The following is a 14,092-nucleotide window of genomic DNA, read 5'->3' as shown; positions in this document are numbered from 1 at the left end:
GCGTCAATATTTTATTGACGCTTTTGACAGTGTTGAAAAACAACGGGTTGGGTCATTCTTTTTCAGAGGCTTGTGATGAGGATGGCTTTTTGTCGGTCGAATTTCGTGCGACCTAAGTCTAATTATCGTCCTCAAAGCCTGCGGTACTTGCGACCAGTAACCGGCATCCGCCCGGGTTAGCTGCTATTAATCAATGGTGTTCGAATACTTGACCCTTTCAGGAGCGCGTCATGAACCCTTTCATCCGGATCGGCATCGCCGATGATCATCCTTTATTGCGTGAAGGCGTGGCCAATACGCTGAGGAAGAGAGCGGATTTGCAAATCGTGGAGCAGGGTGGCAGCGCGGATGAAGCCCAGGCCATTGCGATACGAATGCGACCGGATGTGATGCTGATGGACGTCAATATGCCGGGCGACGTATTCGCCGTGGTGCGATTTATCTCCACCCAGTTGCCTGACGTAAAGGTGCTGATGCTGACGGTGTCGGAGTCTGAAGATGACGCCTATTCGGCGCTCGAAGCGGGCGCGCGCGGTTATGTGTTGAAAGGCGTCAGCGGGCCGGATCTGGTGCTGGCGATCCGGTCGATCGCGAGGGGCGAAACGTATATCACCCCCGAATTTGCCAATAAGCTGCTGAGCAATTTCAAAAAGCATGAGGCTGAAGTCCGCAAGATCGACCTCACCCATCGGGAGGAGCAGATTATTCGTGAGGTCTCAAAGGGCCTGACCAATAAAGAAGTGGCCTCAAAACTGTTGATCAGCGAAAAAACCGTCAAGTACTACATGACCTGCGTGATGCAGAAGTTGCACGCACGCAACCGGGTCGAGGCGGTGACGGCCCTTCGGCGTTATTGGGAGCGTGAGGCCGTCGGCCGCCTGCACATCGGGGTGGGTATTCATGTAGATGCCCGGGGTGGTTCGTGACTAGAGGTTGAATTGTGCGTTCACTGATGTGCCGGCGCTGGACGACTCGATGCTGAACAACCCGCCCAACGATTCCACGCGATAGCGCAAACCCGCCAGCCCGAGCCGGGTCCTGCCGGCGGTCTCGACCACCATGGCGTCAGCTGCCATGCCCGGTCCACTGTCCCTGACACTGATGTACAACAGCCCGTCAATGTAATCGGCATTGATGGCCTGGCCTCTGCCCTGGGCATGGCGGTACGCATTGTTGAGGGCTTCCTGGACAAACCGGTAAAGACAGAGCTTGAGTGGCAATGACGTCACCTCAGGCAGCGGCCCCAGCGACAATTTGACCTTGGTGCCGGTGCGTTGCTCGTGGCGCTGCGCCACCAGTTGCAACTCCTCCGGCAGGCTCAGGTCGTTGATTTCGGGAAGTGCCAGCCCCCGCGACAGATCACGCACCTCACGCAATGCATCGGTGGCAGCGCCGCGGATGGTTTCCAGGGATTCCTGATCGATGTCGGTGCAGTTTTCAGCCAGGTCATCGAGCCGGATGAGGATCAGCGTCATCAGCTGTGCCGGGCCGTCATGCAAGTCCGCGCCGATGCGGCGCAAGGTCAGTTCGTTGATGCGTGAGAACTCCTGAGTCGCGGTGGTCATCTTGCGCTGTAGTGCAGCATTGCTGATGTGCAAGCGTGTTTGCTCCAGGAGCCGCAACCGCAATGCGACTTGCTGGCGCTGGATGATCTGGTCACCGCGTCGCACCAGGAAGAACAGCAACGTCAGCATCGCCAGCGTCGCGGCACCGACAACCATCCACACTTGCTGACGAATACGATTGATTTCCTGCTCCAGGCTGGTCGCCATTTCATAGAACTCGCCCACCGCGATGATTTTTCCGGTGTTGAACTCCCGCAGCGGCGCATAGATTTCATAGAGCGGTACGTTGAGCTTTCGCTCGAACTCGTTCTCTTCCTGATCCAGGTCCTCAAGGTCGGTGACCACATTGCCCTTGAGCGCCTCGGCGATTTCATCCATCGGGAATTTGCGATTGGTGATGGATTTGTCGGTGCTGTAAACCACGGTGCCGTCCGCGCGCCAGATCTTGATCGAGACGATGTGCCGTTTCAGTGAACGGCTTTCCATCAGGCGGTCCAGGGATTCGACGCTGGTGGGCGACAAGCCGTTATCGCGACTCATCTCCTGTACGTAGGGTTCCAGAAACGCTTCCATGTAATGGGCGCCGGCTTCGGCGGCGCTTTGCACGGCGGCCCGTTCGATTCGTGCACTCACCAGGTTGCCGACGAAAAACATCGTCAGTCCCAGGATCAATGCCGCGGCAATCACGAACTGTGTGGAGCGGCTCAGGTTGCGTGTCCGGGCCTTGAAGCGGGTGCGCCAGATTGCCCGCTTGCCACGCTCTCGAGGCGGGGGAGGCTCGACCAAAGTCTCAGTCTGGTCACCGACAAAAGTCTCGTTTTTTGATTCGACTTTTGCATCTTTTGCCATCGGTCCGGTTCCCTGATCATCGTGATAAGTCGGTTGGAAAACCCTGCAACTCAACGGATATCTGGAGATTGCCATGTATAAGCTGCCTGTACGAACAGGCTCACTATAGATGGACAATCAGTACAGCACGCGACGGCTTGTTGTGTGGCCTGGAACGGCCTGCCAAACCAGGGGGGTTCGTACTTCAGTGGTCGACCAAGGTCAGGTTTGCACCTGCGACTTAGGTCCCGATTCTTGATTGGACCTTCGCATCTATCGCTGTTCGTTCACCTCCCGGATGCTTTAGATGACGAATTAACGATTTGGAATCCAGCTGACAGGCTGCCCGAAAGGTTGGGATCAAGGCCAGGTCAGTCATGACGGATCTGAAGTTTGAAACCCAATTTGACAGGTGAAATATCATGGCCACGCGCTATATTTTGAAACCTTTTCGATTCAATCTTTCCGATCTGGACTTCATGCGGGATCAGATTGATTTTCGTCCGCTCTACGATGCGGATGGCAACGCGATTGTCGATTGGAGCGGGTCGAGTGCGATATACGATGCGCAACACCGGTTAATCTACGATCCAGGCAGCACACCCCTGAGCCAGGCCCAGATTGACAGTAACCTTGCGATGTATGGTCACTCCTACGCGTCGGTGACGGCCTCTCAAGGCCTGCGCGATCCGTCGGGGCTGAACAACAACCTGTACCTGGTCAATGCCACTTGGGGATCAGCCGATCAACCCTTCCTGCAACGCATGGCGGTGTCGTTCGATCATTACGTCAAGCCCATGGCGGGACTTGGCAGCGACCCCAACGCGTTCTACGCCAATACGTTTACAACCAGCCCCGACCCTGCGGCGGCGGACTACACCAAGCGAGGCGACAACCTCGCGACGCCGATCAATGAGGCGTCTCCCGCTCACGACGTTGTGGATTACACGCCGCGCATGATTAGCCGGTTAGTCACCACCGCAGACGTTACCTTCCAGACGGAGCCCGGTAGCACTCACCTCGTCAAGGACGTCAACGGTTTCACCCAGGTGACTGACTACGGCATGCTGGAAGCGCTCGGCCAGCAAGACGCCCAACGCGGCTATGACTTGCAGTTCGATGCCAACGGCAATCCGGTCTGGCAGCTGGATGGCAATGGCAATCCGGTCACTGATCCGCTGACCGGCGCCAACGTACAAGCGTATTCGTCTGTGCCAAATGATGAGTTCTTCATCGGCGCACAGAACCCTGGTGTGTCACCGGTCAACGGCTGGTTTGTCCTGTTCGGCCAGTTTTTCGATCACGGCCTCGATTTCATCGGCAAGGGCGCAGACGGCACCAAAATCACGATCAACCTGTCCCCGGACGATCCGCTCTATGGCGTGATCAACCCCACCACCGGCCAGCCTGCCACCAAGATCGTGATTTCCCGCGCTGATGTGAGCGGCTTCACCGCCGACGGTACACCGCAATGGAACAACCACACATCGCCCTATATTGATCAGAGCCAGACCTATGGCTCCGACCAGGAAGTCACCGATCTGCTGCGAGCGTGGGTGTCCACCGATGGCGGTATCACCTTCCATGCCGGCGCCCAAATGCTGGACGGCAACACGTCGGTCGCCTGGAAGAATGCGTTTGGCGAAACGACGCACGCCACGCTGCCTACGCTGAACGAACTGCGTGCGCACCTGATGCTCACCCAACGTGCTGACTTGACCTGGGAAGACGTGCTCGATCTGCGCAATCGCGACGCGGCTGGCAACGTGGAAACCGGGGCCGAGGCCGGCAACTCTGGCCAGGCGCTGATTCTTGATATGAACCCGCGCTTCGACGAGGCGCACTTCAAGAACCCGTTGAACCCTGAGGCTGCGACTGATTTCCAGGCCAATATTGCGACCCTCCAGGCTGCGGCGCTGGCGTTGGGCGCCGGTTATGAGTTCGCCTATGTCGACGGTGCTGGCCCCAATGATGGTTACCTGGAACTGAAACTGCCGGCCGGCGCCATGGGCCCGGGATCACCGGCGGTGACGCTGACGGGAGCCAGCGCATTGGCGCTGTGGGTGAATTTCAGCGACTTCAGCATCAAGACATCGATGCAGGCGGGACCCACCGTGATCGCACTCACTCCAGAAGTGCACGCCGCCGTCGGCGAGCTGTTGATGGCGGCGGTGGGCGATCACTACATTGCCGGTGACGGCCGAGTGAACGAGAACATCGGTCTGACTGCGGTACACCATGTGTGGCACGAAGAGCACAACTTCCAGGTGCGCAACATTCAGGAAGCCGTTGCGGTCGAGGACTTGCGTCAGGAGCGGCTCGATCAGGCGGGTACTTACAACCATGACCTGCTGCATGAGTGGCAAGTATCGGTGGCCACGCAGGCGACAGATGTCGTGGCGGCCGGGGTGAGCGTGGTCGGCAATCACTACGAAGATGCACAAGGCAATTACGTTTACGCCGGTGGTGCCATCGCCTGGGACGATAACAAACTGTTCAATGCAGCCAAAATCACGGTCGAGATGGAGTATCAGCATACGGCGGTGGACCAGTTTGCCCGAACCATCACACCCAACATCGCCGAGTTCGTGGGCTACAACAGCGGCGAACAAGCCGATGTGAGCCTGGACTTCTCGCAAGTGGCCTACCGCTTCGGCCACAGCACCCTGCGCGAATCAATCGACCTGATTGATCCGTCGGGAGGCATCACCAGCGGTGTGATGCGCGTTGCACTCGAGCGAGCTTTCCTCACCCCTGAGCTGTTTGCGCAAAAGGGCGCGGCCGCTATCGCCCTGGGCATGACCCACCAACAGGCGAACGAGGTTGACGAATATGTCACGCCAGCGCTGAACCAGGGCTTGCTCGGCCAGCCGCTGGACCTGGCTGCGATCAACATCGCCCGTGGCCGCGACGTCGGCATCCCTACACTCAATGAGTTCCGCGCGGCCATCGGCCTGAGCGAATACAGCAGTTGGGCCGACTTTGGCGCCAACATGATCCACCCGGACAACCTGGTGAATTTCATTGCGGCTTATTCGTTCGACGGCAACGTCGCACGCGCCGCCGCGCTGATCGGTCTGGAGAACGGCACGATCTCCGAAGGCAGCACCGAAGCCCAAGGGTATACGTACAACCAAGCACTGGATTTCCTCAACAACACCTTCAACAGCCCCGCCGACGCGGGTAGCTATGGCGTCGACGGCTTTCAACACATCGACACTTGGTTGGGCGGCCTGGCGGAGGTGCACGTCACCGGGGGCATTCTGGGTGAAACCTTCGACACGGTGTTTGTCGACCAGATCAGCCGACTGATGAACGGCGACCGCTTTTACTACCTCTATCGCCTGGACCAGTTGCAGATGGGCGAGGGCATCGTCAATGAACAGTTCAAGGACATCGTCGAGCGCAACACTGGCGCCGAGCACCTCAATGGCAGCGTTTTCGCCTATGCCGACAAGTACTACGACCTGGCGCAGAACGAGGTCGCCAATGCCAAGACTGAGCACAAATACGCCGATGCGATCAAGGCTTACGAGGATGCTCATCCTCTCTACGCCGCCGATGGCATTACGGTGATTGGTCACCAGTCGCTGGGCGTTTATTCAACCCGGGGCAATGCCACCACCAACAACGGCGACATCGTGACCGTCAATGGCGTGCAGTACATCCGTGACTTCCGTGTCGAAGACAGCGCCGCGACCTCTGGCACCACGGCGATCAACGGAGGGGGAAATCTCGACGGCACGCTGAACAGCGGTGCCGAGTCCCACGAGGTGATAGTGGCCAGCGACAGTAACGACCTGATTTACGCCTGGGGCGGTGACGATACGGTCTATGGCGAAGGCGGCAACGACATAATCTACGGCGGCAACGGTATCGACCGCCTGTACGGCGGTGATGGCAACGACCGCATCTACGGCGGCGATGGCGGCGATCTGCTGGACGGTGGCGCCGGTGACGATTACGTGAGCGGCGAACAATCCGCCACGGCTGCGGCGGGCATCGACCAGATCATTGGCGGCGAAGGCAATGACATCCTGCACAGCGGTGTCGGCATCGACAAGCTGTCGGGCGAATCGGGTGACGACTTCCTGTTCGGCGAAGGCGATACCGATGCCTTCACCCACGGTGGTGATGGCAACGACATCCTTGACGGCGGTGCCGGTGGTGATCTGCTGTGGGGGGACGGCGGTGACGACCTGATCATCGCCGGCGACGACCAGGATATTTCGGGCGGCCTCGATGGCGACGATATCTTGCGCCCGGGGGCCTTCTCCCAAGCCATGGGCGGTGGGCCGGACGAAGTACTGGGTGGCGACGGCAAGACCGACCTGGGCAACGATGGCAAGGGCATTGGATTCGACTTGATCGACTTCAGCGACCATGCCAAGGCCCCCCAAGGTCTCACGATCGATTTCTCGACCCAACAAAACCCGGCGGTGGCCATCGACTTGACCACTCCGTTCCCTGCGTGGGTCGGTATTGAAGGGGTCATTGCCAGCCAGAACAACGACACCATCCTGGGCGATGCAAGCGCCAACTGGCTGATCGGCGGCAGCGGCAATGACAAGCTGGTCGGCGGCATTGGCAACGACGTGATCGTCGGTGACGGCATCCGTCTGGACAGCCTGATCGGCACCTACGCCGGTGGTTACGACAATTATCAGGATGGCGCCAATTACCGTGCTGCCGGATTTATCGGCACCAACGGCCTGCTGGACGCGGTGGGGCCTGGCTACGACAAGCACTTCACCGAGATGCTGAAGTCGGCCACTTTCGAGAATCTGGAGTTAGGCGGTAGCCAGGTCACCCGTTTGTGGCGCAATGGGGTTGCGAGTACCAATCCTGCCGATCTCGCCGATAGCGTCACGGTCGGTGACGGTGGCACGGCAGGCGTGTCGGACATGGCAATGTTTACGGGCAACCAGCATCACCAAGTTCACCGACACCCGGCCGGGCGGCGAGCTGATCACGGCGTTCAAAGTGGTGGACCTGCGGGTGGGTGCTGCGAACGTCGATGGCACCGATATTGTCATCGGCGTTGAAAAACTGCGCTTCGCCGACCGCACGATCAACCTGAGCATCACCAATCACCTGCCGAGCGGCAACGTGACGCTGTCGGGTTATGCCACCGCACCGACCACCCCAAGTCGTCCGGTGCCGGCCCCATACCGGCTGACCGCCAACACCTCGGCCATCCAGGATGCCGATGGCTTGCCTGGACCGAGCGGGTTCTCCTATCAGTGGCAGGCACTGGTGGGCGCGACCTGGTTGAGTATCGCCGGGGCGAATGCGTCGACCTTTGCACCGACTTCGGCGCAGTTCGGCCAGCAGCTGCGGGTTGTCACCACGTACACCGACAACAACGGCACCGTGGAACAACTGACGTCAGACCCTTCGGAAGCGGTAGGGCGCTTCATCGAAGGCACTAACTCATTCTTCTTCGGTGATACGCTCAATGGCACCAACTATCAGGACATCCTGATGGGCTACTCGGGCAATGATGTCCTCAACGGCGGGCTGGGTTCCGACTTGCTGGACGGTGGCGCCGGTAACGATACGATGCGCGGCAACGCTGGCAATGACATCTACATGGTCGATGCCAATGGCGATGTGGTTCAGGAAAACCTCAACGAAGGCACCGACACGGTCATGTCCTCGGTCAGCTATACCCTGGGCGCCAATGTCGAAAACCTGACCTTGCTAGGCTCGAACAACATCAACGGCACCGGCAACGCGCTGGACAACGTGATCCATGGCAACAGCGGTAACAACCAACTCAGTGGGCTGGCCGGCAACGACTCGGTCTTTGGTGAGGCAGGCAACGACACGCTGCTGGCCTCGCTGAACGACGGCAACGACCACTATGACGGTGGCTCGGGCACCGACACCTACGATTTGTCGGCCACATCGGCGCCAGCCACGGTCGATTTGATCGCCGGCACGTCAACCAGCACCCAGACCGGCAACGACTCGCTGACCGGCATCGAGAACGTCACCGGCAGTTCGGGCGACGATCACATCCAGGGCGATGGCGTCAGCAACCTGTTGCAAGGCCAGGGCGGTAATGACTGGATGGACGGTGGCAGCGGTGACGACACCCTGGTGGGTGGACAAGGCCTGGACAGCCTGTTCGGTGGCCTGGGCAATGACACCTTCCGGGCATCGGTCAATGATGGCAATGACAGCTACGACGGCGGTGGCGACACCGATACCTATGACTTGTCAGGCACATCGGCCAACGCCACGGTCAACCTGTCCACCAACTCGGCCAGCAGCTCGCAAACCGGTAGTGACACCTTGATCAGCGTCGAAAATGTCATCGGCAGCAGCGGCACTAACACCCTGACCGGTGACAACGCCAATAACGCCCTGACCGGGCAGGGCGGTATCGACACCTTGAGTGGCGGCGGTGGCGCCGACACGCTGGCGGGTAATGGCAACCGCGATACGTTGACCGGCGGTGCAGGGGCGGACATGTTTGTGTTCAGCTCGATCAATGACTCGGGAACGTCGGCCGCAAGCCGTGACGTGATCACGGACTTCTCGCACGGAACCGACCATATCGATCTCACCCTGATCGATGCCCGGACCTCCGGCGCAGGTTCCGCCGGTAATCAGGACTTCACCTTCCTCGGCGAGTGGAACGGCGCTGGCAACGAGTTCAACAACCAGGCGCAATTGAAGTACCACTTCGTCAATGTCGGCGGGGTCGATCACACGTATGTGGAGGGTAATGTAAACAACGGTAATGGCGCCGATTTCCAAATTGATCTGGTCGGGCACGTGGCCCTCACTGCGAGCGATTTCGTCGGCGTGGTCTAGGTTGGCAGCGTACAAAGGGCGCCCCGTTTAATTATCGGGCGCCCTTTGTTTTTTTGCAGGATGAACGTGAGCTAGACCACGGCGCCAAACAAGTGCCCCACCAGCGCTGTAATCCCCATGGCCAGCGCCCCCCAGAAGGTCACCCGCCAGGCACCGGTGATGACCTTGGCGCCGCCGGCTCTGGCGGCAATGGCGCCCAGCGTCCCGAGAAACACCAATGACATGCCCGATATCCAGGGCACCACGCTGTGCTCCGGGGCGACAAACGTCACCGCCAGGGGCAGGGCGGCACCCACCACGAAACTGGCGGCGGAGGCCAGGGCGGCCTGCAAGGGTTTGGCGGTCAGGGTGGCGCTGATGCCCAGTTCGTCCCGGGCGTGCGAGCCGAGCGCATCATGGGCCATCAATTGATCGGCCACCTGACGCGCCAGCTCGGGGGAGACGCCACGGTGCATGTAGATGTTGGCGAGCTCGATGTGTTCGGCTTTCGGGTCACTGGCCAGCTCGGCCCGTTCGCGGGACAAATCGGCGCGCTCGGTATCGGCCTGGGAATGCACGGAGATGTACTCGCCTGCGGCCATTGACATGGCGCCCGCCACCAGCCCNGCAATGCCGGTAACGATCAGTGTGGAGTGGCTGGCGTTGGCGGCAGCGACGCCGATCAACAGGCTGGCCGTGGAGACGATCCCATCATTGGCCCCCAGGACAGCGGCACGCAGCCAGCCGATACGATCACTGCGGTGGGATTCGGTGTGTCTGTGCATGAATTTCATGGTTGAGCGCGACTCACTGTCATTGGGCGGTTCACATCGGGCGGGTTTCAATCTGCGCCTGCAACTGGCCGCCGACAATGGATATTTCCTTGAATTGTTGGCCGTCGCGCAGCACGAACAATGCGTCCATCCCGCGTTCTTGTGCCAGGCGTGGGCCTTCAACTTCACCCAGCACCATCAGTGCCGTGGCCCAGGCATCGGCGAGCATGCACGAGCCCGCCACGACGGTAACCGCTGCGAGCGNGTTGCACAGCGGCGCGCCAGTGGCCGGGTTCATGGTATGGGCATAGGCTTGACCGGCTACGTCGACCCACTGTCGGTAGTCCCCGGAGGTCGCGATCGCGGCGTCGCCAAGTTCCATCACGCCCATGACTTCACGCACGCCCCGGTCAGGCTTTTCCACGGCGACGGTCCAGCACTGGCCGTCGGGTTTGACGCCCCGGGCGCGCATTTCGCCGTCAATGCCGACCAGGTAGCGGGTGATGTTTGACGCTTCCAGGCAACGGGCCAGTTCATCGACGCCAAAGCCTTTTGCGATGCCGTTCAAATCAAGGTGCAGCGGCGCGCGTTTGCGCACCTGATTGCGTAACGGGTCGACCACCAACGCGGCGCTGGCTGACAGCCGGGTGCGCAGCGGCATCGTCGCGAGCCCCTGTTCTGTAACGGTCNGTTCGCCGGGGCCGAAGCCCCAGGCTTGCACCAGATCGCCGACGGCAATGTCGAAGGCTCCGCCGGATTGCTGGCTGACCCGTAGTGCCGCTGACAGTACCGTTGCCAGTTCCTGGGGCACCGAAATCCATTGCTGCTCGGGGGCGGCATTGAGGCGGTTGAGGTCCGAGTCGGGTTTCCAGGTGGACATTTGCTGATCCACCCGGGCCACGGCGCGCGCCAGGCGATGACCAATTTCGTCGGTATCGATGCCGGCCCCGGCATAAAACAGGGCGGTGTAGCGCGTGCCCATGGTCTCGCCGTTCAGGTTGTAGCGCTGCACATCAGTAGACATCTTCACGGTAGCGTCCTTGTGCCTTGAGGGTCAGTACGCTCAGGTTCAGCGGAGCCAATATTTCATCCAGGGCCTGCATCACGCCTTTGGCCATTTCACGACTGCCGCAGACCAGCACCTGGGCGCCTTTTTCCACCAGCCGGCGCAAGGACAGTGCATCACTGANCAGCCGGTCCTGGACGTAGCCACCGTCCTGAACCTGAGAAAAAGCCGCGCGCAATGCGGTAAGTCGCTGGTCTGCCAGGTAGCGGTTAAGTTCAGGCTCGTACAGAAAGTCCGAGGCCGGGTTGCGCCCGCCCCAATACAAATGCATCGGGTGGCGGGCAGTGTTGTTGCGAATGAAGCCCGCCAGCGGGCCAATGCCGGTACCGGCACCGATCAGGATCACCGGGTGTGCCCCCGACGCAGGACGAAACTGTGGGTTGGGCTGGATAAANNCCTCGATCTGCGCACCGATGTCCAGGCCATGAAGGAATTCCGAGCACAGGCCTCCGTTGTGTTTGCGCACACAGATTTCCAGCACGCCGTCCTGCGAACCGCTGGCCAGCGAGTAGAAACGGGGGATCGGACTGCCCGGAGGCACAATCCCGACCAGGTCACCGGCCAGGAAGTCCGGCAGCTCGCCGGGAGCCTTGAAGCGCAACACGTGGGTCGGTGCGTTCACCTGTTCGCCGTAGACAATGCGCTCTGTCAGCTCTAATGGATGGATCTGTGGCCGCTGCGGGGCATGGACCAGTGTCAGGTCATGCTTGAGCACTTCGCCTAGCGCGTGGCCCCAACGCGCAAATTCCTGAGAAGACTGGCGGTTGACGGTTTCCAGCTCCAGCAACGGTGAGGCACCGGCCAGTTCCAGCGCGGCCTGCACCCGATGGGCGTACTGACAGAACTGTGGAAACTGGCGGTCCCCAAACCCCAGTACTGCAAAGGGCAGGCCGGGTTTGAGGCCTGATTTGACCAGCCGCGCCATGAACTGCGAAGCCGAGGCTGGCGCGTCGCCGTCACCGTGGGTCGCGGTGAGGATAATCACGCGTTGGGCGCTGCGGTAGTCGTTGGCGTATTGATTCATCGCCGCGCTATGCACCCGGTGTCCGGCCAGGTGCAAGGCGTCATGCAAGGTCTTGGCAAAGCCCCATGTGGTGTTGTTTTCAGTGCCTACCAGAATCACGCTGTCGGCCGAGTGAGCGGGGCTGTTGTGGCGAATGTTCGGACCCGCCTTGCGCCGGCGCCACCACAACAGGAGGCCGGTGACGCTCATCAACGGCACACAGAGGGCGCAGAGCCCCAGCGGCAGGCCCAGCCACCACAGGCCTTCACCGGTGTGCAGTTGATAGATCAATTCATAGAGGTTGTGCATCGAGTCGTGGGCCTGGTAGGACAACAAGGCGCCGCTGGCCTGATCCACGTAGCCGTCGCCCTGGGCGGTGCGCAGGGAAAACACGTCCTTCGGGTTGCCCGGGCTCGGGTAGACCAGTTCGCGCAGGTCATTCAGGTCGATGGCCTGCAAGGCTTGCAGGCTCGCCACTGGCAAGGCCGGCCCGGCACTGACGTGGGCGGGGAAGGCGGGTTCATTCTGACTGCCGTCGGCGATAAAGCCGAAGGTCGTGGCGGCCATGTACAGCCCGCTTACGGCCGACAGCAGCAGCCCGAGCAAAGCCAGGCGCCCGACTTCCGCATGCCAGCGTTGGCTGAACGTGCCGCGCAGTGGCCGCAGCAGGTTGCGCCAGCCACCCAGGCGCCGGGCCAGCAGCAACGCGCCGGACACTGCCAGGATCAACATGAACAACGCACCGACGCCCGACACGCCATGGCCCGGTGTGCCCATGAACAGCGCGCGGTGCAAGTCTTTCACCCAACGCGTGAACGTGGAGGGTGCGTANGGCGCGAGGCCCTGGCCNGTCAGTGGGTCGACCGTTTCAGCCCCGGACTGGCCATCGCGGTTGTAGTAGACGATGACCGTGCCGGAGGCGGTGCGCTGGATCTGCTCCACGCCTGGGAAGTGATTGGCGACACGCCCGGCCAGTTGGCCGACGTTGAGTTGCCCGGCCGCGGTGGCGGTGTTGTGCAAGCGTTCCAGCGCCGGGTCGACCGACAGGATCGCGCCACTGATGGCCAATATCATGACCAACAGGGCGGCGATCAGACCGGGCAGCGAATGAAACTGGCGAAGCATGTTCAGCCTCCTGAAGGGGTGGGTGCTACAGGTCGTAAGTAAACGACTCGACATAGGTGCTGCCGGTTGCCGGCTTGCCAGTGCCCTTGGACGTCAACGGCACGCTGACATCGGCGCGAGCGTCGCGTTTGTCCTCGACGGCGCTGTCGATTCGGATCTGATACCCGGCATCAATCAAGGTGTCAGCCAATTGAACACTGACNTTGAGCGTGCGCCCGCTGCCGACACTGGCGCCGCTGACGCCGTCAAACTCGCTCCGGTTCATCCCGCTGCCACGGGCCCAGTCAGTCAAATGCCGGTAGTACTTGGCCTTCTTGCCGGCGACCCACAGGGTTTTCTGGTACTGGCCGTTGGCATCGGTGAGGTAAATCGCCAGGTACGCATCGTTACCGTTGTAGTCCTTGAGCTGGGTCGTCAGGGTCACTTCACGGGCCTGGGCCAGCCCCGGCAAGGCAATGGCGCCGGCGAGGCAGGTTGCAGCGATGATCTTTTTCATGAGGGTGTCCTTTTGATCGTTAGGTCGAGAGCCTGGACCTGCTTGCTGACAGCAACCTGAATCGCAGGAAAAACTCATCGACAGGTGAGGCGTCATTCGGAGAGCGGGCTGCCGAGGTAATCCCTGGCATCGCCGTCGTTGCGGAAATGGATCTCGAGGGTGCGCAGGCGCAACGAGGCCGGTGAGTAGTTGGCTTCGATGACGTTGCCCTTGCGGTCAGTGCCCCTGAGCGTGTAGCAACCGTCGTCGACCTTGATGCGCTGCACGCTCCAGCCGTATTGCTGCTCTACGCGTTGACGCAAGGTCTCTCGCGGTTGCCAATCGCTGACGGGCTCGCTGCAGTCGTCATCGGCCAACACGCTACCGCTGAGCAACAGGCTCAACAGCGCGGTACGTGCAATAAACGCGGTTTTCATGATCTGTCTCCTGCCG

General features: G+C 60.6%; 7 protein-coding genes and 2 pseudogenes. 3 read left to right on the top strand and 6 right to left on the bottom strand.

Annotated features, from left to right (window positions below; genetic code table 11):
- Positions 1 to 230 precede the first annotated feature (230 nt).
- A complete protein-coding gene (locus tag B7L09_RS04205; RefSeq protein WP_094467857.1) occupies positions 231 to 926 on the top strand; it encodes a response regulator in 696 nt (231 codons plus the stop codon).
- On the opposite strand, the gene B7L09_RS04200 is transcribed toward B7L09_RS04205, so the two are convergent.
- A complete protein-coding gene (locus B7L09_RS04200) occupies positions 927 to 2,414 on the bottom strand; it encodes a sensor histidine kinase (protein WP_094467856.1) in 1,488 nt (495 codons plus the stop codon).
- Between the two features lie 401 nt (positions 2,415 to 2,815).
- Between B7L09_RS04200 and B7L09_RS32735 the strand changes: the two are divergent.
- Together B7L09_RS32735 and B7L09_RS32730 are read left to right on the top strand one after the other, a co-directional pair.
- A pseudogene (locus tag B7L09_RS32735) lies at positions 2,816 to 3,961 on the top strand (peroxidase family protein); the annotation flags it as partial.
- Between the two features lie 468 nt (positions 3,962 to 4,429).
- Positions 4,430 to 9,218, top strand: a pseudogene (locus B7L09_RS32730) (peroxidase family protein); the annotation flags it as partial.
- Positions 9,219 to 9,289: 71 nt separating this feature from the next.
- Here B7L09_RS32730 and B7L09_RS04185 read toward each other — a convergent pair.
- From B7L09_RS04185 to B7L09_RS04165, 5 genes are all read right to left on the bottom strand, one after another.
- Complete coding sequence (locus B7L09_RS04185; RefSeq protein ID WP_094467855.1) at positions 9,290 to 9,991, bottom strand: VIT1/CCC1 transporter family protein; 702 nt, start codon at positions 9,989 to 9,991, stop codon at positions 9,290 to 9,292.
- Between the two features lie 31 nt (positions 9,992 to 10,022).
- Positions 10,023 to 10,994, bottom strand: coding sequence for an FAD:protein FMN transferase (locus tag B7L09_RS04180; RefSeq protein WP_094467854.1), 972 nt, complete (start codon positions 10,992 to 10,994; stop codon positions 10,023 to 10,025).
- Positions 10,984 to 13,164, bottom strand: a complete 2,181-nt coding sequence (locus B7L09_RS04175; protein WP_094467853.1) for a PepSY domain-containing protein — start codon at positions 13,162 to 13,164, stop codon at positions 10,984 to 10,986. The genes B7L09_RS04180 and B7L09_RS04175 overlap by 11 nt, the downstream gene beginning before the upstream one ends.
- Before the next feature lie 25 nt (positions 13,165 to 13,189).
- Positions 13,190 to 13,660 carry a DUF2271 domain-containing protein gene (locus B7L09_RS04170; protein ID WP_094467852.1) on the bottom strand — a complete coding sequence of 157 codons (471 nt, stop codon included), beginning with the start codon at positions 13,658 to 13,660 and terminating at the stop codon, positions 13,190 to 13,192.
- A gap of 92 nt (positions 13,661 to 13,752) precedes the next feature.
- On the bottom strand, positions 13,753 to 14,076 hold the full coding sequence (locus B7L09_RS04165) for a PepSY domain-containing protein (protein WP_094467851.1): 324 nt from the start codon (positions 14,074 to 14,076) through the stop codon (positions 13,753 to 13,755).
- Positions 14,077 to 14,092 lie beyond the last annotated feature (16 nt).

Source organism: Pseudomonas mandelii, assembly GCF_002251635.1.
Classification (GTDB): Bacteria; Pseudomonadota; Gammaproteobacteria; order Pseudomonadales; family Pseudomonadaceae; genus Aquipseudomonas; species Aquipseudomonas mandelii_B.
The sequence above is the reverse complement of the archived record's forward strand: the minus strand, read 5'-3'. Positions and strand labels throughout refer to the sequence as shown.